Source organism: Nocardioides marmotae (assembly GCF_013177455.1).
Lineage (GTDB): Bacteria > Actinomycetota > Actinomycetes > Propionibacteriales > Nocardioidaceae > Nocardioides > Nocardioides marmotae.
In genome coordinates this window covers 1,999,315-2,017,543 of sequence record NZ_CP053660.1, presented here as the reverse complement: position 1 = coordinate 2,017,543, position 18,229 = coordinate 1,999,315, and the positions used below count along the sequence as shown (strand labels likewise).

Here is an 18,229-nt window from a genome sequence, read left to right as displayed (position 1 = left end):
GGTCCGGGCGCCGGTGCTGGCGCCGGTGCTGGCGGCCCGACCGGTGACCGGCTTGGATGACAACCATGCCGGACCCCCGAACCTTCCCCGCCGAGCCGGCCCCGAGGGACCCGCTCGCCGAGGCCACCGCCCGCCTCATCCGCACCGTGGACGCCATGGGTGAGGACGACTGGCGCGCACCCAGCCTGCTGCCCGGCTGGTCGCGGGCGCACGTCGTCGCGCACCTCACGCTCAACGCCGAGGCCCTCACCGGTGTCCTCGACGCCGCCGGCCGCGACGAGCCGGCGGCGATGTACGTCTCGCCGGAACGACGCGACGCCGACATCGACCAGCTGGCCGCCGCGGGCACCACCGAGCTCCGCGACCGCTTCCTCGCCTCGACCACGACGTACGCCGACGCCGTCGCCGGGCACCCGGAGGAGGGCTGGCGCGGCACGTTCGACCGCACCCCGGGTCTGCTCCCCCGTCCCCTCGCCGACGTGCCGGCGATGCGGCTGCGCGAGGTGGAGATCCACCACGTCGACCTCGGCCTCGGCGCGACGCCGGCCGACTGGCCCCGGCCGTTCGCCACCGCGCTCGTGGAGACGTTGACCGCCCGCGCACCGGGCGGGCGGCCGCTGCGCCTGGTGGCGACCGACGCCGACCTGACGTGGGACACCGAGCCGGATGCCCCGACCACCCCGGCCGCCGCGACGACCGTGCGGGGCAGCATCGCCGACCTGGCGTGGTGGCTGACCGGACGCCCGCCGCTGGCGGGCACCGAGGGACCGACGACCGACGACGGCGACCTGCCGAGGATCGAGGAGCTGTGAACGACTACACGGGCCAGGTGCGCACCGGCGGGCCCGCCGACGTACGTGAGCTGGCAGGCCTGCGCATCGCGAAGGTCGCCGTCGACGAGAAGATGTCGAACAACTGCTACCTGCTGACCTGCCGCGCCACCGGCGAGCAGCTGCTGGTCGACGCCGCGGACGACGCGGGGACGCTCCTGGCGCTCGCCGGCGAGGCCGGCCTGGCGACGGTCGTCACGACCCACCAGCACTGGGACCACCACCGGGCGCTCGCCGAGGTCGTGGCCGCCACCGGCGCCGCGGTGCTCGCCGGGGAGCCCGACGCCGCCGCCGTCACCGAGCAGACCGGCGTCGAGGTCACCCGCCCCCTGCGGCACGGCGACACCGTCGCCGTCGGCGACTGCACCCTCGAGGTGATCGCCCTGGCCGGGCACACGCCCGGCTCGGTCGCCCTGCTGTACGACGACCCGGCCGGCCACCCGCACCTGTGGACCGGCGACTCGCTGTTCCCCGGGGGCGTCGGCAACACCTTCGGCGACTCGGACGCCTTCCGGCAGCTGCTGGACGAGGTCTCCACGAAGGTCTTCGACCGGCTCCCCGACGACACCTGGTTCTACCCCGGCCACGGGAACGACTCGACCCTCGGCGCCGAGCGCCCGCACCTGCCGGAGTGGCGCGAGCGGGGCTGGTAGCCGGCGCCGCGCGGGCTCAGGAGCCGGCGGGGCCGACGGGGGCGACGGGGGCGCCGCTGCGCGCGCCGAGCTCGCCGGCCAGGGAGGCCGTGAGGAGGACGAACCCCGCGGCGACCCCGGTCGCCGCGGGGGCACCGGTGAGCCCGGCCACGACCCCGGTCGCCCCCGCCAGCGCGACGAGGACCAGCGCGGCCGCGAGCCGGGCGAAGACGGGTGCGGCGAAGACCCGGGCGAAGGGCCAGAAGTGCAGGCCCACGACGCCCACCACCCACGGCAGGGTCAGCTCGGACCGGTCGACGAGCGCCAGCAGGCGCGCCCCCAGCACGATGCCGAGCACCATCAGCACCACGCACCAGCCGTAGGTGCGCACGGCCGCACGCGTCGGCGGCGGCACGTCGCTCCGGGACCGGATCCCCGCGACGAGCGTGGCCACGGCCAGGGCCACGGCGAGGACCACCGCGACCGCGCGCAACGGCCAGGCGCCGGCCAGGCCGGCGGCGTTCACGAGGACGAAGGCCAGTCCCCCGGCCGCGCCCACCAGGCTGCCCACCGTCCGTCGCCGCATGCGGGTCGGCTCAGCCGTGGGACCAGGTGCGGGTGAAGCCGTCGAGGTACTGCCGGACGGTCTCCCGCTCGCTGACGACGAGGCTCACCCCGTCGCCGGACAGCGCGCGGTCGGACCAGGCCGGGCCGCCGACCCAGGCCTTCTGCACGTTCCTGCGCTTGCCGAAGCGGCCGTCGATGACGACCAGGTTGCCGGCGACCTTCACGTTGCGGGTGGCGACGCCACCGCGGTCCAGCGTGCGCCGGACGCCACTGAGGACGTGGGGGCCGAGGAGCGCGGCCACGTCGCAGCCGCGCTTGCGGAGGTCGACCAGCCGCTGGGCGATCCGCTTGCCCCGGGCGCCGGCCCAGGACCGGACCATGACCCGGACGTTGGTGCGGCCGTCGCCGGTGCGCAGGCCGTCGGCGTTCTTGCAGCCGACCGCGGCGAGACCGCGGAGGACGGGGTCGCGGCGGGGCACGTCGGGCACGGGGTAGAGCTGGGCGACGTACCGGCCCCAGCCCAGGACGCGGGTCCGCGTGGTGTCGGTGCCGTCGGTGGCGAGCCGGGTGAAGATCCGGCCGTAGCCGGCGTACAGGGCGGGGTCGGAGGAGACGTAGGTGCTCGACCACTGCCGGCGGCCGGCCTGGACCATCGAGCCGGAGCCCACCATGGTCAGGTCGGTGGTGCCGCCGGCGCGGCTGACGAGCAGGACGTTGGTCTCCATCCGGCCGGAGCCGCCCAGGCAGCTGTCCTGGCAGCGGACGACCCACGACGGCGCGGAGCGGTCGGTGCCGACGGCCGCGGCGAGGCGGCGCTCGCCGTCGGTGCCGGCGCCGTCGCCGAGGACGACCTGCACCCGCACGCCCTCCTCGACCGCGCCGACCAGGGCCGTGCCGAGCGCCGGCTCGTCGAGCCGGGCGGTCGCGAGCCGGACCAGGTCGCCGGGCTCGGCGTTCATCACGGCGCGCGCCTGCCGGTCGCCGATCCGCTTGCGGTCGGCGCCGGTGCCGTCGACGGGGCGGTTGTGCAGCGCGCCGGTCGCGAACAGGTCGGTGGTCCGGTAGCTGAGCACGACGGCGTCGTGGTCGGAGTTGAACCCGCGGACGACCGTGGCACCGGAGCGGGTGTAGCCGCTGCCCTTGCGCAGCGTCATCGCGTAGTCGAGCAGCGAGCCCGGCCCGCGGGAGCCGGTCAGCGGCATGTCGAAGCTCACCAGGTCGCCCAGGGCGTCGGTGGGCAGGCCGGGCAGCCGGCGCCGGCGGTCGGCGAGGTAGTTGACGTTCAGGTCACCCGCGGCGAAGACGTGCTCGGTCATCGACGCGAGCCGCTTGATCTCCTGCCGGAGCATCCGCAGGTGCTTGCGCAGCCGCGGGATCCGGTTCATGTTCGACAGCTGGGCGTCGCGGGAGGCCTGAGCGATCGTGTGGGTGTTGATGAACCCGAAGACCTTGCCGGTGGCCAGCTCGCGCAGCCGGACGGTGTTGATGTAGCGAGCGGGGGTCACGCGGTTCTGCGGGCCGTGGGTCATCACCGAGCGGCCGTCGATCATCCGGAAGCGCTGCCGGTCCCAGACGATCGGGATGGCGACGCCGGCGCCGGTGGGCATGTACCAGCCCCAGTCCTGGGCGGTCAGCAGCTTGATCAGGTTCTGCCGGTCCTCGAGCTGGGAGAACTCCTGCAGCCCGCCGGCGTCACCGAGGGTCAGCACCCGGCGGACGTCGGCCATCGCCTTCTTGGGGCCCAGGCAGTGGCAGACGTTGAGGGTGAAGGTGCGGTACGTCGCGCTCGGCACCGCGGCCGCGGCCGGGACCAGTGCCGGCGCGACCGTCGTCGCGGCGGGCGGACCGTCCGGCACCCCGGCCCGGGGGCCGGCCAGCGCCAGGCCGAGCCCGAGGACGAGCACGCCGACGAGGGTCGTCGCGAGCGTGCGACGCACGACGTGCGCGACCGCGGTCGGGACTCCCACGCGAGCTCCTCGGGACGATGTTCGGGCGCGCCCACGGGGCGGGCGCGAGGGAATCACATCAGCCACATGAGTCACACGCAACGCTTCTGCGACAACTACAGAACTGTAATTCTCCCCGCCCCGCCTGGCCGCCCGGCCACGGGGTCACCCGGTGGACCCGAGATGCCCTCAGCTGTAGGTGGCGCGCACCGTGTCGGTCACCGGCACCGACTGGCAGGCCAGCCGGATGCCGTCGGCGAGGTCGTCGTCGTCGAGCACGTCGTTGTGGAGCATCTCCACCTCGCCCTCGAGCAGCCGGACCGCGCACGCCGAGCACTCCCCCTCGCGGCAGGAGTACGGCGCCTTGACCCCCTTGGCCTCGAGGTGGTCGAGCATCCGGGTGCCCGGCGCCCAGTCGTCGAAGGCGTGGGTCTGTCCGTCGAGCTCGACCTCCAGCCGCACCGGCCCGGCGGGCCCGCCGCCGTGGCTGGCCGGCTCCAGCGCGGCGTCGTCCTCCTCGTGCTCGGCCGCGTCGATCTCCTGCTCGGCCACCTCGACGTCGTGGAGGTCACCGAACGGGTTGCCGCCCAGCGACACGAACTTCTCCTGGTGGCGCCGCTCGCGGGGGAACTCCAGCTCCTTGAGCGCCGCGACCGTCATCTTCATGAACGGCGCGGGACCGCAGACGAACGCGTCGTACGACGGGTAGCCGGCGGCGAACGCCTTGACCTGCTCCTGGGTCGGCAGGCCCTGCACCGACTCCAGCCAGTGCACGACGACGAGCCGGTCGGGGTGCTCGGCGGCGAGCCGGGCCAGCTCGCCGGCGAAGATGACCGACCGCTCGTCGCGGTTGGCGTAGAACAGCACGATCCGGCCCGTCCCCTGCGCCAGCGCGGTGCGGGTGATCGACATGACCGGGGTGATCCCGCTGCCGCCCGCGAACAGCAGCAGGTCGGCGCTGAGGGAGGCCGGGGTGAAGATGCCGCCCGGCGGGAGCACGCGCAGGGAGTCGCCCGGGGCGAGGTTGTCGCAGATCCAGTTCGAGGCGTACCCGCCGTCGGTCCGCTTGACGGTGATCGTCAGCGGTCCGCCGCCCACCGGGCTGCTGCACAGGGAGTAGCAGCGCGCCGCGACTCCCGTCTGGTCGCTCGGCACGGCCACGGTGAGGAACTGGCCGGGCTTGTAGGCGAAGTGCTCCTCGGCGCCGGGGGGCACCTCGAAGCTGAGGGAGCGGGCATCGGCCGTCTCCTCGACGATGTCGAGGATCTTGAGCTCGAAGGAGTCGGTGTCCACGGGGTCTCTCTGGTCGGGGGTCAGGAGGGAGCGGCTCAGTATCCGTCCTCGGCACCGATGGGCACCGTGCCCTCCCGCACAGCGGTCTCGATGCTGGCCAGCATCCGCGGGCAGCCGACGTGGCTCTCCCGGCCGCCGGCGCGCCGGGTGAGCTCGGGGCAGTGCGCCCGCGCGTCGGTGCTCCACTGGATCGAGGTGTGGTGCTCGCTGTTCTTCTTCACCCCCACCTGCGCCAGGCAGTCCAGGCAGGCGACGTCGGTCAGCCGGGCGGAGGTGTAGAGCCGCTGGTCCTCGAGGGTGTCGGCGCGCAGGGGGACGAACGAGGCCACCTCAGGTGCCCGTCATGATCTGGGGCTTGCCCTCGGCCTCGGGGTCGGCGACGCCCGCGGCGGCCGCGTCGTCCTCTGCCGCCTTGCGGGCGAGGTTCTCGGCGACCTCGGCCTGCCAGAACTCGTTGGCCTTGGTGGTGTCGACCTCGAACTCGAACCGGTCGACCATCTCGGGGGCGACGTCGGCGACGTCGACGTAGAACTGCTCGTACCAGCGACGCAGCTGGTAGACCGGCCCGTCCTCCTCGCACAGCAGCGGGTTCTGCACCGGCACCTTGTTCTTCCAGATGTGCACGTCCTGGAGGAAGCCCTCGCCGAACATCGTGGCGTACTTCCGCGCGATGTACTGCGCGGTCTTCTCGTCGAGGCCCTCGGGCTTCTTGACCGCGATGCCGTACTGCAACGTGAAGGAGTCGGGGCCCGTGGGCAGGTGGCAGTTGATGAGGACGACCTCGGTGACGAAGCCCTTGTAGTCGACCTCGAGCCAGTTGATCATGTACGACGGCCCGTAGTAGGTGGCCTCGGACTTCAGGAACATCTCGGCGTCGCCGTAGCCGCCGGTCACGTCGGGCCGGCCCTTGGAGCCCATGTACTGCGTGGCCCGGGTGCCCTCGAAGACGTTGCGGAAGCTGGTCGGGAAGGACAGGTGCACGTAGTAGAAGTGCGCCATGTCGACGACGTTGTCGATCAGCTCGCGGCAGTTCGACCCCTCGATCGGCACGACCTCCCAGAACCAGTCGGTCCACGCGTCGGTGCCGATGCCGGGCAGCTCGGGCGGGAGGATGTCGTGGTCCGGCGCGCCGCCCTCGACGTCGTGCCAGATCAGCACCTGGCCGTTGCGGATGACGACCGGGTAGCGCTGGGTGCGGGCGCGCAGCGGGACGCGGCGGGCGTAGGGGATCTGCTTGCACTTGCCGTCGCCGCCCCAGCGCCAGTCGTGGAACGGGCAGGCGACCTCGTCGCCCTTGACCGACCCCTGGGTGAGGTCGCCGCCCATGTGCCGGCAGTAGCCGTCCAGGACGTTGATGGCGCCCTGGGTGTCCTGCCAGACGACGAGCTTGGTCCCGAAGGCCTCGATGCCGTGGGGCTTGCCGTCGGCGAACGCCGACGCCAGACCCAGGCAGTGCCAGCCGCGCGCGAAGCGCTCCGGAGGCCTGCCCTGGTCCAGGATCCGCGTGCTGGAACCGGTGTCACTCATCGCGTGCCTCCACTCGTCGATGGCCGAACCGCGAGCCGGTGGACCAAAACAAGAACAGGTTATAGTTTTCCCACCGGTCTTTCCACCACTAGCCGCCACTAGCCGCCACTCGGCAGGAGTCCGTCCATGCACCTTGCACTGTCCGAGGCGGAGCTGCGGCTGCGCGAGGAGCTCCGCGAGTACTTCGCCGCACTGGTCACCCCGGAGGTTCGGGCCGGTCTCGCGGCCTCGACCGGGGAGTTCGGCGAGGCGGGTGTCTACAAGGACGTGATCCGCCGCCTCGGCAGCGACGGCTGGCTCGGCATCGGCTGGCCTGAGGAGTACGGCGGCCAGGCCCGCTCCATGGTGGAGCAGCTGATCTTCACCGACGTCGCCGCCGACCACGGCGTACCGATCCCCTACCTGACGCTCAACACCGTCGGGCCGACGATCATGCGCTACGGCACCGCGGAGCAGAAGGACCACTTCCTGCCCCGGATCCTCGCCGGCGACCTGCACTTCTCGATCGGCTACTCCGAGCCCGGCTCCGGCACCGACCTGGCCTCGCTGCGCACGCGTGCGGTCCGCGAGGGCGACGAGTGGGTGATCAACGGGCAGAAGATGTGGACCTCGCTCATCCAGTACGCCGACTGGGTCTGGCTGGCCTGCCGCACCGACCCCGACCTCCCGCGGCACAAGGGGCTCTCGATGATCCTGGTGCCGACCGACGCGCCGGGCTTCTCCTACACCCCGGTCCACACCGTCGCCGGGGTCGGCACGAGCGCGACCTACTACGAGGACGTGCGGGTCCCGGCCTCGAACCTGGTCGGGGAGCTGAACGGCGGCTGGTCGCTGATGACCAACCAGCTCAACCACGAGCGGGTCGCGCTGACCTCCTCCGCGCCGCTGACCCAGTCGCTGCGGCTGGTGCGGGCCTGGGCCCAGGAGACCAAGACGGCCACCGGCGAGCGGGTGATCGACACCGAGTGGGTCCAGATCGCGCTCGGCCGCGCCCACGCGCGCATCGAGATGCTCACCCAGCTGAACTGGAAGCTCGCCTCCGACGCCGACCACGGGGTCGACCTCTCCCCCGCCGAGGCCTCGGCCACCAAGATCTACGGCTCGGAGCTGGCGACCGAGGTCTACCGCTCGCTCATGGAGGTCGTCGGCCCGAACGCCGCGCTCCCGGGCTCCACCGAGGGCGCCGTCCTCGCCGGCCGGCTCGAGCGGATGTACCGCTCCTCGCTGGTGATGACCTTCGGCGGCGGCACCAACGAGATCCAGCGCGACATCATCGGCTACGTGGGCCTCGGGCTGCCCGCGGCGAAGAGGTAGGGCACCGGCATGGACTTCTCCTTCACCCCCGAGCAGGACGAGGCCGCCGAGCTGGCCGCCCGGATCCTCACCGACCGGGCGACGCCCGAGCGGATGCGCGCGGTCGAGCAGGCCGGCGACCGGTTCGACCGCGACCTCTGGCGCGACCTCGGCGAGGCCGGGCTGCTGGGCCTGGCGCTGCCCGAGGAGCACGGCGGCGCGGGGCTCGGCATCCTCGAGCTGTGCCGCGTGCTCGTCGAGGTCGGCCGCACGGTCGCGCCCGTCCCGTTGGCCTTCCACGGCCCGGCCGCCCGCCTGCTCGCCGAGCACGGCTCGCCCGACCAGCAGGCCGCCTGGCTCCCCGGCGCCGCGACCGGGTCGTCGGTGCTGAGCGCCGCCGTCGCCGAGGACCGCTCCTTCGCCCCCGAGCGGCCGACCACGGTGGCCTCCGCCGACGGGTCCGGCTGGCTCCTCACCGGCGCGAAGGCGGTCGTCCCGGCCGGTGCGTACGCCGACCTGCTGCTCGTCCCGGCCGACACCCCCGACGGGGTCGGGGTGTTCCTCGTCCGGCCCGACGACGCGGGGGTCACGCTGACCCCGCAGCGCTTCACCGACGGCGACTCGGTCGCGCGGCTCGAGCTCGACGGGGCCCCGCTGGCCGCGGACCGGCTGCTGGGCCCGCCCGACGGCTCGGTCGACCGTCGGCTGCGGCAGCTGCTCGTGCTCGCCGCGGCCGCCGAGCAGCTGGGCGTCACGGAGGGCGCGCTGGCGCTCACGGCGGCGTACGCGAAGGTGCGCGAGCAGTTCGGCCGCCCGATCGGCACCTTCCAGGCGGTCTCGCAGCGGCTGGCCGACGGCTACATCGACATCCTCGGCCAGCGGCTCACCCTGTGGCACGCGGCCTGGCGGCTGGCCGAGGGGCTGCCGGCCGAGACCGAGGTCGCGATCGCGAAGCTGTGGGCGGCCGACGCCGGGCACCGCCTCGCGCACACCACCATCCACGTCCACGGCGGGGTGGGGATCGACCTCGACGGCGAGGCGCACCGCTACTTCACCACCGCCAAGCGCTTCGAGTTCCTGCACGGCGGCGCCACCGAGCAGGCGCTGCTCATCGGCCGTCGCCTGGCGGCCGAGCCCGCCTGACCCACCCCCCACCCCGCCGAGTCGGCACTTCTGACCCGCCGAGTCGGCACTTCTGACCCGCCGAGTCGGCACTTGCGGTCGGGCGTCCCCACAACTGCGTACTCGGCGCGCCACAAGTGAGCACTCGGCACGCCCGAAGTGAGCACTCGGCGTGCTCAAAGTGCCGATTCGGCGAGCAGGAAGTGAGCACTCGGCGGGGTGGCGGGGATCCTCCGATCGGTCAGACCTGGCCCGAGCGGCGGCGCGATCGGCCGGGGGGCGCCTAGCCTCGCCCCCATGTCCCCCCGGCCGCCGCTGCTCCCGCTGCTGCCTGCTCTCGCGGTGGCGCTCCTGCTCGCCCTGGTCCCGGCCGCGCCGGCGGGGTCCTCCTCGGCCGGCTCCGCTGCCGCGCGCTCGTCGGAGGCCGCGGCGGGCGACAACCCGCTCGCCGGTGGCACCTGGGGCGTCTACCGCGGCGGCGCGGAGATGGCGTGGGCTCCCTACGAGCGCGCGAGCGGCCGCAAGCGCGACCTGCTCGGTCGGATCGCGCACGCACCGAAGGCGAAGTGGTTCGGCGACTGGATCGCCGACCGCGACATCGCCGCGAAGGTGCGGGAGTACGTCGCGAACGCCCAGGGCGGCGACCGGGACGCGCTGGTGCAGCTGACCGTCTTCCGGATGGTCCCCTGGGAGCACGAGGCGTGCACCCGGCTGCCCACGGCGGCCGAGAAGGCGTCGTACAAGCGGTGGATCCGCAGCTTCGCCGGCGCCCTCGGCGACACCCGCGCCGCGGTCGTCCTCCAGCCCGACGGGCCGTTCGCGCTGTGCGCGCCGCGCGGGTCGACCCAGCTCTCCCGGCTGGTGGGGTACGCCGCGCGCACCCTGGCCGCGCTCCCCCGCACCAGCGTCTACATCGAGGTCGGCTCGGCCGGGTGGAACCACCTCGACCCGCAGCTGGCCGTCACCCAGCTCGTCCGCGCCGGGATCCGCAAGGTCCGCGGGTTCCACCTCAACACCACGCACTACGAGACGACCGCCCGCCAGGTCCGGTTCGGCGCCCGGGTCGTCGAGGCGCTGGCGGCGCGCGGAATCACCGGCAAGCACTTCACCGTCGACACCGCGCAGAACGGCCGCGGCTTCACCTGGGAGTACAACCGCAAGCACCACGGCGGCCGGTTCGACCACGCGCCGGCCTGCCGGACCGCGAAGCAGCGCCGCTGCGTCACCCTCGGCATCCCGCCGACCTGGCGGGTCGCCGACGAGCGCTGGGGCCTGCCCGACGACGTACGCCGCCTGGCGGCCGAGCACGTCGACGGCTACCTCTGGGCCGGCCGCCCGTGGCTGCGCCGCCAGGCCAAGCCGTTCGACCTCGGGCGGGCGCTCGCGGTCGCCCGCACCACGCCGTACCCCGCCGGCTGACCCTGGCTGGAGCTAGCCGCCCAGGCCGTCGAGCCGCTTGACGGTCGCCTCGAACTCCGCGACCAGGTCGGCCATCACCTCGGCGACCGGGCGGACCTCGTTCATCCGGCCGACGATCTGGCCGACCGGCATCGAGATGACGTCGGGGTCGTTGGAGGCGACGATCCGGTTGTGCGCCTCGGCGACGAGGAGGTTCTGCAGCGGCATCGGCAGCGGCTGCGGGGCGCCCTCCTCGGCCCACGCCTCGACCCACTTGGTCTTCAGCAGCCGCGCGGGCTTGCCGGTGTAGACGCGGGTGCGGACGGTGTCGCTGGAGGTGGCGCGGGTGAACGCGGTCTCCCAGGCGGAGTGGTTGGCCGAGAGGTTGCGGTACTCCTCGGTGCCGAGCCAGATCGACCCGGTCCACACGCCCTGCGCGCCGAGCGCGAGCGACGCGGCGACCTGGCGGCCCGAGCCGATCCCGCCGGCGCCGAGCACCGGGACGTCCGGCCCGACCGCGTCGACGATGTCGGGGGTCAGCACCATGCTGGCGACCTCGCCGGTGTGGCCGCCGGCCTCGTAGCCCTGCGCGATGATGATGTCGACGCCGTTGGTGACGTGGCTGAGCGCGTGCTTGGCCGCGCCGGCGAGCGCGGCGACCTTCACGCCGTGCTCGTGGCACTTGTCGATGACGTCCTTGGGCGGGGAGCCGAGCGCGTTGGCGATGAGCACCGGGCGGTGCTGGAGCGCCACGTCGAGGTGGCTGCGCGCGACCGAGTGCAGCCAGCCGAGCACGCCCTCGCGGCCCTCGCCCTCGGGCAGCGGCGGGACGCCGAGCTTGAGCAGCGTCTGGTCGACGAACTGCTTGTGCTCCTCGGGGATCATCGAGGAGACGTCGAGCCCCTTGACCTCGTCCGGCACCTTCATCGGCATGACGATGTCGACGCCGTACGGCTTGCCGTCGGTGTTCTCGTCGAGCCAGCTCAGCGTCCGCTCGAGCTCCTCGGTCTCGTTGAACCGGACGCAGCCGAGGACGCCGAGCCCGCCGGCGCGCGAGACCGCGGCCGCGACGTGCTCGGAGGGGGTGAAGGCGAAGATCGGGTAGTCGATGCCGAAGGCGTCGCAGAGGGGGGTACGCATCAGGTGCTCAGGCTCCCGTGGGTGCGGTGGACGTCGGGGTGGACGTCGGGGCGGACGTCGGGGTTGACGGGGTGGCGGAGGTGGCCAGCGCCAGCTCCTTGGCCTTGGGGTACTGCGCCTTGCCGGTGGCGTTGCGCGGCACCCGGTCGACGAGGGTGAGCGCGCGGGGCAGCTTGTAGCCCGACAGGTGGGCGCGCAGGTAGGAGCGCAGGTCCTCCAGCTCCAGGGCGTGGCCCTCGCGGAGCTCGACCACCGCGGCGACCGCTTGGCCGTAGCGCTCGTCGGGCACGCCGACCACGAGCACGTCGTACACCGCCGGGTGGCCCTTGATCGCCATCTCCACCTCCTCGGGGTAGACCTTCTCCCCGCCGGTGTTGACGCAGTTCGAGCCGCGGCCGAGGAGCGTGACCTTGCCGCCCTCCTCGATCCGGGCGTTGTCGCCGGGCACGGAGTAGCGCTCGCCATCGATGGTCAGGAAGGTCGCGGCGGACTTGGCCTCGTCCTTGTAGTAGCCGACCGGGACGTGCCCGCCGCGGCCGAGGCGGCCGACCTTGCCGATGTCCTGGGCGACGTCGAGCAGGCGGTTGTCCTCGTCGATGACCACGCTGGCCGGGCCGAGCGCGACGACGGGGCCGTCGGGGCTGATGTTGTCCTTCTCCTGCATCCCCATGCCCTGGAAGCCGGTCTCCGAGGCGCCGATGGAGTCGGTGAAGACGGCGTTGGGGAAGGCGTCCATCCACCGCTTCTTGACCGGCGGGCTGAAGATCGCGGCGCTGCTGGAGATCGCGAACAGGCTGGAGCCGTCGAAGTCGCCGGCCTCGTAGGCCTCGATCAGCGGGCGGGCCATCGCGTCGCCGGTCATGAAGATCAGCTGGACCTTCTCGCGGTCGATGATCTCCCAGGTCCGCACGGGGTCGAACTTGGGCTCGAGGATCGTCAGGTGGCCGGCGAAGAGGTGCATGAGCAGGCCGGCCTGCGCGCCGCCGTGCATGAGCGGGCTGAGCGGGAAGGTGACCATCCGCGGGTCCGTGGCCTGCTTGGACTGGTCGTACTCGTCGAGCCGGGCGCCGCTGTAGAAGTCGATGCCGCCGCCGAGCACCCGCCAGAAGTCCTCGTGGCGCCACATGACGCCCTTGGGGAAGCCGGTCGTGCCGCCGGTGTAGATGATGTGGAGGTCGTCGCCGCGGCGTTCGCCGAAGTCGCGATCGGCGGACTGCCCCGCCAGCGCGTCCGCCCACAGGACGCCGCCGTACGACGAGACGTCGCTGGTGTCGTCGGCGTCGATCGCGTCGGGCATCACCACGGCCACCCGCAGGTTCTCGTGCTTCGGGAAGCACGCGGCGACGAGGTCGGCGTAGGGGCGCTCGTGGATCAGCGCGACCACGTCGGCGTTGTCGAAGAGGTAGTTCAGCTCGCCCTCGACGTACCGGTAGTTCACGTTGATGTTGACCGCGCGGATCTTCACCACTGCCAGCACCGCCACGACGTGCTCGATGCTGTTCTTGGCGTAGATGCCGACGTGGTCGCCGGGGCCGATGCCCTGCGTCTGCAGGTAGTGGGCCAGCTTGTTCGACTCGGCCTCGAGGTCGGCGTACGTGGCGACCCGGTCCCCCACCTTCACGGCGAGGTTGTCGGGCGCGGCGTCGACCGCGTGCTCGAAGAGGTCAGCGATGTTGTGAGCCACGGCCCGGAGACTAGAACACGTTCTCGTTTTTGGCTAGCATCCCGCCATGACCAGCACGGACGCCCCCCAGCCCACCTCGTCGGCCGCCGCGGAGGAGCCGCACTGCCTCGTCGAGCAGGACGGTCACAAGCTGGTGGTGACCATGAATCGGCCGGCCTCGCGCAACGCGTTGTCGGGCGAGATGCTGGCGATCATGGAGCAGGCCTGGGACCGGGTGAACTCCGATCCCGAGATCCGGGTGTGCATCCTCACCGGCGCGGGCGGCTACTTCTGCGCCGGCGCGGACCTGAAGTCGATGTCGAAGCGGCCGCCGTCGGAGAGCTTTGAGTCCGGTGAGTACGACCCGACCGTGATCAAGGGGCTGCTCAAGGGCTTCCGGCTCACCAAGCCGCTGATCGCCGCCGTCGAGGGGCCCGCGATCGCCGGCGGGACCGAGATCCTCCAGGGCACCGACATCCGCGTGGCCGGGGAGTCGGCGAAGTTCGGCATTTCCGAGGCCCGCTGGAGCCTCTACCCGATGGGCGGCTCCGCAGTGCGGCTCGTGCGGCAGATCCCGTACACCGTCGCCGCCGACCTGCTCCTGACCGGCCGGCACATCAAGGCCCCCGAGGCCAAGGAGATCGGCCTGGTCGGACACGTCGTCCCCGACGGCCAGGCGCTCGCCAAGGCACACGAGATCGCGGACATGATCGCCGCCAACGGCCCGCTCGCCGTCCAGGCCATCCTGCGCACGATGCGCGAGTCCGAGGGCAAGCACGAGGACGAGGCCTGGCGCGACGACGCCCGGGTCGGCGCCGCCGTCTTCGCCTCGAACGACGCCAAGGAGGGCCCGCGCGCGTTCGCCGAGAAGCGCCCGCCGCAGTTCACCGCCTCCTGAGGCTCCGTCGCCTGCCTCCGCCCGAGCCCACCGCATCTGATCCGCGGCTCGCGACCTTGTGGCTCGTGGCCAGTGGCCGGGCGCGCCTCTACCCCGGCGGCTCGTTGCTCCGGCGGATCGCCAGGCGCTGACCCGACAGGCGGCGGTGCGCCGGCGCGCGCTACGGGCGTGCCTGCGCCCCGCCAGCTGGTTGCTCCGGCGGGGACGTGGCGGTGGGGCTATCGGAGGGGCGCTTCGTGCGGCTGGGGTGGTGGTTCGGGCCCCAGGTCGTGGGTGCCGTGGTGGTCGACCCGGTACGTCAGTCCGGTGGGGCTGCGCCACTCGAACGTTCCTGGCGACGGTGAATGCTGCGACCAGCCGGCGTGGGTCTTGGCGCGGTGGTGGCGTCGGCACAGGGGCGCGATGTTCTCGGTCGCGGTCGGTCCGCCGCGGCTGTGCGGTGTCACGTGGTCGTCGTCGACCCGGCTGTTCGCGTGGGCGGGGCGGGTGCACCAGGGGAAGACGCAGTGGTGGTCCCGGAGCCGGGTCTGGGTCGAGAGGCGGTCGGGGACCTCGTAGGCCTCGACGTGGATCCGCTCGCTCAGGTCGATGACCGGCTTCACGATGATCGTGTTCGCCGCGGTGCTGCGGGCGGCGCGGGTGCACCAGTCCGCGAGCTGGCTGGTGAGGACGAACCCGCGGACGTTCTCCACGCGCGTGATGTCGTCCAGCGTCCCGTCGGGGTGCTGGTGCACGTGCACGACCAGGGGCTTGGGGTCGGTGTCGAACTCCAGGCTCAGCTGCCGCCGCGCCATGTCGCCGAGCGCCACGGAGCGGCGGGCGTCGAGGGTGTCGGCGCACCCGAGGGCCTCGAGCCTCGCCGCGCCCTTGGTCAGGGCGTCGTCGAGGTCGAGCGCGTCGGCCAGGTCGAGGGTCGCCCACACGTCCACGTGCCCGTCGAAGGAGACCTGGCGGGACTGGATGGTCACGTGCCGGGCCTCGGCCCGTTCGGTGGCGACACGTTGGGCTTCGTCGGGGTCGAACCGGACCAGCGCTTCCTCCAGCAACCGCTCCAGAGCCGCCGGCCCGATGGTGGATGCGACGGGTGCGAGGTGGGTGTCGACGAACGCCGCGCCCTTCTTCGGCAGGTGCAGCGTCCGACGCGCCAGGGAACGTGCCTTCCAGGCCGGCAGATCCAGGGAGGTCACCTTGGCCCAGAGCTTCGGGAGCCGGTACCGCAGCTCGAGCGCCTCGGCGAGATAGGCCCGGCCGGCGTCCTCCGACTTCCCCAGCCCGGCCGCGAACTCGACCACCGCGAACTCCGTCACGAACGGAGCACCCTCACCCGCCAGGCAGACCGGCTTGTCACCGAACCCGCGGAACACCGACCACGTCGCCGCATCGTCCAACGACTCGGCAGGGTGCAGCACGCACCACTGGACCGCCGCTTCGAGGAGCTCGGCCTCGGCCGCGTTGGCCGCACGCTGCTTGGCCCGCGCGAGGCTCAGCACGTCGGCTGGGGTGTCCAGCGGGTGCTCGAGCGTCGCGATCAAGGCCATGCCTCATTCTAGTCGAACATCTGCTCGAATGAAAGAGGTGCGCCCGAAGATCTTGTCGAACTGGTCGGACGCGCCAGACCGGAGTGGCGGCCGGTGAGCCGGCGACGCCGCGCAACCCACGACGTACCTCGCCCCGTAACTGCCAAGGACCACGACCACCCACGGCCCCCGGGCCGAAGTCCACCTCACGGGGCCTCGACACGTCGGCGCCAGGGCGCCTCCTGCTCGACCAGCGGAAGGCGACGACCAGAGACCCGGCAGCGAACCGCAACCCACGACGTACCCGGTCCCATAACTGCCAGAACCGCAACCACCCGCTGCCCGCAGGCCGAAGGCCGGCTCACGGGGCCTCGACACGTCGGCGCCAGGGCGCCGGCGGGGGCCCGCAGGCCGAAGCTCGGCTGGCGGGGGCCTCGACACGTCGGCGCCAGGGCGCCTCCTGCTCGACCAGCGGGCGGGCCCGAAGGCCGAAGCTCGGCTCACGGGGCCTCGACACGTCGGCGCCAGGGCGCCTCCTGGTCGACCAACAGCGGCGTCCGTGGCGCTGACCCGAGGCCACTGACCCCGAGGCACTGTGTGACGGGACTCGCGTCGCCGTCGGCTTCGCGGTGAGGGAGGGGCTCGGCGCAGGATGGATGACGCGCCGATGTTGCCCGCCCCGGGACCCCCGAGGTCCTCGGTCCCCGGGCCCGTGCGCCGTGGGTCGTCCCCGGAACGACCTCCGCTCCCCCACCCGTACGGCCGTCGAGCCGTGCCCAGCCTCCGTCTGTGTCTTTCGTCTTGCTCTCTGCTGCTGCCTTCTGTTCCGTCGCCATCACCCTCTCCCTGCTCACCCAGCTCCCCCAGGTCCTCCGGTCGCTCCGCACCCGCGCGACCGAGGGGCTCTCGACCGGCACGGTCGCTCTCTCGCTGCTGTGCTGCGCGTCGTGGTGCGCCTACGGGCTCGCCGTCCTCGACGTCGCCCAGGTCGCCAACAACGTCGTGAACCTCGCCCTGCTCGCGGTCCTCGCCCACGCCCTCGTCCTCGCCGGTGCGCTGCGCCCGTGGCAGGGCGTCGCGCTGGTGGCCGGCGCGATCGGCATCGCGACCGCGGTCGTCGGGCTGACCTCGCCGTTCGCGGCCGCCACGCTCGCGGCGGTCATCGGCTTCGGCGCGAAGGTGCCCCAGGTCCGGGTCGCGCTCTCGGGTGCGCCGTTGGGAGGCCTGGCGCCGCTCAGCGTCGTCCTCGGCTTCGTCAGCCCCACACTGTGGGCCGGTTACGGCCTGGCCGTCGGCGACCCGGTCGTGCTCGTCGCCAGCGTCGTCTCCGGCGCGCTGTCGGCGGTCATCCTCTGGCGCCGCCTGCCCCCGCGCCGCACCCTCGGCTCGCTGTCGGCCGGCCGCCTCGGCCCCCGGGTCGCCCGGGTGGTGGTCGCGGTCGACACCCGTCTCCCGCAGGCCTGGCGCGTCGCCACCGCCTGACACCGCCCGCCGCCCCACCACGGGCGTGCGGTTGCCCACAGCGGATGGGGCCGTTGCCGACGCGGCGGTCGGGTACCAGCCCGGCATGACCAGCGACATGGAAGCAACGACCGACGACCTGCAGAACACGATCCGCGCGCTGTGGCAGCAGGCCCAGGGCGGCGCCGGCGAGGAGCTCGCCCCGCCGGACGGCTTCGGCCAGTCGGTGACCTCGGTCAAGGACACCGAGATCGCCGAGGCGTCCGGGCTCGACCTGGAGCCGGTGCGGGAGTACCTCGAGAACGCCGACGGCACGCTCTTCGTCGTCGGCCGCGACGGCGAGAGCCGCTCGGTGCAGGGCCTGCTCTAGCCAGCAGCCGGGGGTACGGCGCCGTCGACCAGCGCCTGGACGGCGGCGCCGTACCACCGCACCAGCTGCTCCCCCGGCGCGCCCAGGACCACCGGGTCCTCGAGGATCGCGACCGCCTCCAGCAGGCCGCCGACCTGCGCGGCCACGAGCCGCGCGCGGAGCGCGACGTCCGGGCCCGACAGCCGCTCGGCCAGCGGTGCCGCCAGGGTCGCGTCCATCGCGGCCAGCAGGTGCGCGCGGACCTGGTCGCTGTCAGTGGCCCGGATCATCGCGCGGTACGTCGTGCGGAACACCCGCCCGAGCCGGTCGTCGAGCACCAGGGCGACGAGCCGCTCCCCCAGCCGGTCCAACGGACCGTCCAGCGCCTGCTCGAAGGCGCCCTCGACGTCGACGGTCTCGAGGAAGAGCTGCTCCTTGGAGCCGAAGTGCCGGATGACCAGCGCGGCGTCGACCCCGGCGTCGGCCGCGACCGCACGCACCGACGTGGCGGCGTACCCCCCGGCCTGGAACCGGCGCCGCGCCGCCTCCGCGATCGCCGCGCGCGTGCTGGTGCCGGTCACGCGCCGCAGGCT

17 protein-coding genes are annotated in these 18,229 nt (G+C 73.1%); 8 read left to right on the top strand and 9 right to left on the bottom strand.

The features are described from left to right. Positions 1-65: 65 nt before the first annotated feature. Together HPC71_RS09770 and HPC71_RS09765 are read left to right on the top strand one after the other, a co-directional pair. Positions 66-812 carry a maleylpyruvate isomerase family mycothiol-dependent enzyme gene (locus tag HPC71_RS09770; protein ID WP_171896622.1) on the top strand — a complete coding sequence of 249 codons (747 nt, stop codon included), beginning with the start codon at positions 66-68 and terminating at the stop codon, positions 810-812. After that, positions 809-1,483, top strand: coding sequence for an MBL fold metallo-hydrolase (locus HPC71_RS09765; protein WP_253943978.1), 675 nt, complete (start codon positions 809-811; stop codon positions 1,481-1,483). The genes HPC71_RS09770 and HPC71_RS09765 overlap by 4 nt, the downstream gene beginning before the upstream one ends. 16 nt (positions 1,484-1,499) lie before the next feature. Here HPC71_RS09765 and HPC71_RS09760 read toward each other — a convergent pair whose 3' ends face one another. The 5 genes from HPC71_RS09760 to HPC71_RS09740 all read right to left on the bottom strand — a co-directional run bounded on the left by HPC71_RS09760 (position 1,500) and on the right by HPC71_RS09740 (position 6,795). Then, positions 1,500-2,048: a hypothetical protein gene (locus tag HPC71_RS09760; protein ID WP_154614430.1), complete on the bottom strand. Its 549-nt coding sequence runs from the start codon at positions 2,046-2,048 to the stop codon at positions 1,500-1,502. 10 nt (positions 2,049-2,058) lie between these two features. Next, positions 2,059-3,996, bottom strand: coding sequence for an endonuclease/exonuclease/phosphatase family protein (locus HPC71_RS09755; protein ID WP_154614431.1), 1,938 nt, complete (start codon positions 3,994-3,996; stop codon positions 2,059-2,061). A gap of 168 nt (positions 3,997-4,164) precedes the next feature. Then, on the bottom strand, positions 4,165-5,268 hold the full coding sequence (locus HPC71_RS09750; protein ID WP_171896621.1) for a ferredoxin--NADP reductase: 1,104 nt from the start codon (positions 5,266-5,268) through the stop codon (positions 4,165-4,167). A 35-nt stretch (positions 5,269-5,303) separates the two neighbouring features. Continuing rightward, on the bottom strand, positions 5,304-5,597 hold the full coding sequence (locus tag HPC71_RS09745) for a hypothetical protein (protein WP_171896620.1): 294 nt from the start codon (positions 5,595-5,597) through the stop codon (positions 5,304-5,306). A 1-nt stretch (position 5,598) separates the two neighbouring features. Beyond that, positions 5,599-6,795 carry a 3-ketosteroid-9-alpha-monooxygenase, oxygenase component gene (locus HPC71_RS09740; protein ID WP_154614432.1) on the bottom strand — a complete coding sequence of 399 codons (1,197 nt, stop codon included), beginning with the start codon at positions 6,793-6,795 and terminating at the stop codon, positions 5,599-5,601. Between the two features lie 126 nt (positions 6,796-6,921). On the opposite strand from HPC71_RS09740, the gene HPC71_RS09735 reads away from it, so the two are divergent. The 3 genes from HPC71_RS09735 to HPC71_RS09725 all read left to right on the top strand — a co-directional run bounded on the left by HPC71_RS09735 (position 6,922) and on the right by HPC71_RS09725 (position 10,629). Continuing rightward, the gene (locus tag HPC71_RS09735) at positions 6,922-8,109 is read left to right on the top strand and encodes an acyl-CoA dehydrogenase family protein (protein ID WP_154614433.1); all 1,188 of its coding nucleotides are present in this window, start codon (positions 6,922-6,924) and stop codon (positions 8,107-8,109) included. Between the two features lie 9 nt (positions 8,110-8,118). Beyond that, positions 8,119-9,231 (top strand): acyl-CoA dehydrogenase family protein, encoded by a 1,113-nt coding sequence (locus HPC71_RS09730; RefSeq protein WP_154614434.1) that lies wholly within the window; start codon positions 8,119-8,121, stop codon positions 9,229-9,231. A 276-nt stretch (positions 9,232-9,507) separates the two neighbouring features. Next, positions 9,508-10,629 (top strand): glycoside hydrolase family 6 protein, encoded by a 1,122-nt coding sequence (locus HPC71_RS09725; protein WP_154614435.1) that lies wholly within the window; start codon positions 9,508-9,510, stop codon positions 10,627-10,629. Between the two features lie 12 nt (positions 10,630-10,641). On the opposite strand, the gene HPC71_RS09720 is transcribed toward HPC71_RS09725, so the two are convergent. After that, positions 10,642-11,748 (bottom strand): NAD(P)H-dependent flavin oxidoreductase, encoded by a 1,107-nt coding sequence (locus tag HPC71_RS09720; protein WP_154611732.1) that lies wholly within the window; start codon positions 11,746-11,748, stop codon positions 10,642-10,644. A 7-nt stretch (positions 11,749-11,755) separates the two neighbouring features. After that, positions 11,756-13,432, bottom strand: coding sequence for an acyl-CoA synthetase (locus HPC71_RS09715; protein ID WP_171896619.1), 1,677 nt, complete (start codon positions 13,430-13,432; stop codon positions 11,756-11,758). 46 nt (positions 13,433-13,478) lie between these two features. Here HPC71_RS09715 and HPC71_RS09710 point away from each other — a divergent pair, with 46 nt between their 5' ends. Continuing rightward, positions 13,479-14,309 (top strand): crotonase/enoyl-CoA hydratase family protein, encoded by an 831-nt coding sequence (locus HPC71_RS09710; RefSeq protein WP_154614436.1) that lies wholly within the window; start codon positions 13,479-13,481, stop codon positions 14,307-14,309. A 218-nt stretch (positions 14,310-14,527) separates the two neighbouring features. Here HPC71_RS09710 and HPC71_RS21080 read toward each other — a convergent pair whose 3' ends face one another. Next, positions 14,528-15,847, bottom strand: coding sequence for an HNH endonuclease signature motif containing protein (locus HPC71_RS21080; RefSeq protein WP_154614437.1), 1,320 nt, complete (start codon positions 15,845-15,847; stop codon positions 14,528-14,530). A gap of 768 nt (positions 15,848-16,615) precedes the next feature. On the opposite strand from HPC71_RS21080, the gene HPC71_RS09700 reads away from it, so the two are divergent. Together HPC71_RS09700 and HPC71_RS09695 are read left to right on the top strand one after the other, a co-directional pair. Next, positions 16,616-17,308, top strand: a complete 693-nt coding sequence (locus HPC71_RS09700) for a PQ-loop repeat-containing protein (RefSeq protein ID WP_154614438.1) — start codon at positions 16,616-16,618, stop codon at positions 17,306-17,308. A gap of 85 nt (positions 17,309-17,393) precedes the next feature. Continuing rightward, complete coding sequence (locus tag HPC71_RS09695) at positions 17,394-17,657, top strand: hypothetical protein (RefSeq protein WP_154614439.1); 264 nt, start codon at positions 17,394-17,396, stop codon at positions 17,655-17,657. Here the strand turns inward: HPC71_RS09695 and HPC71_RS21075 are convergent. Continuing rightward, positions 17,654-18,217: a TetR/AcrR family transcriptional regulator gene (locus tag HPC71_RS21075; RefSeq protein ID WP_253943977.1), complete on the bottom strand. Its 564-nt coding sequence runs from the start codon at positions 18,215-18,217 to the stop codon at positions 17,654-17,656. The genes HPC71_RS09695 and HPC71_RS21075 overlap by 4 nt on opposite strands. Positions 18,218-18,229 lie beyond the last annotated feature (12 nt).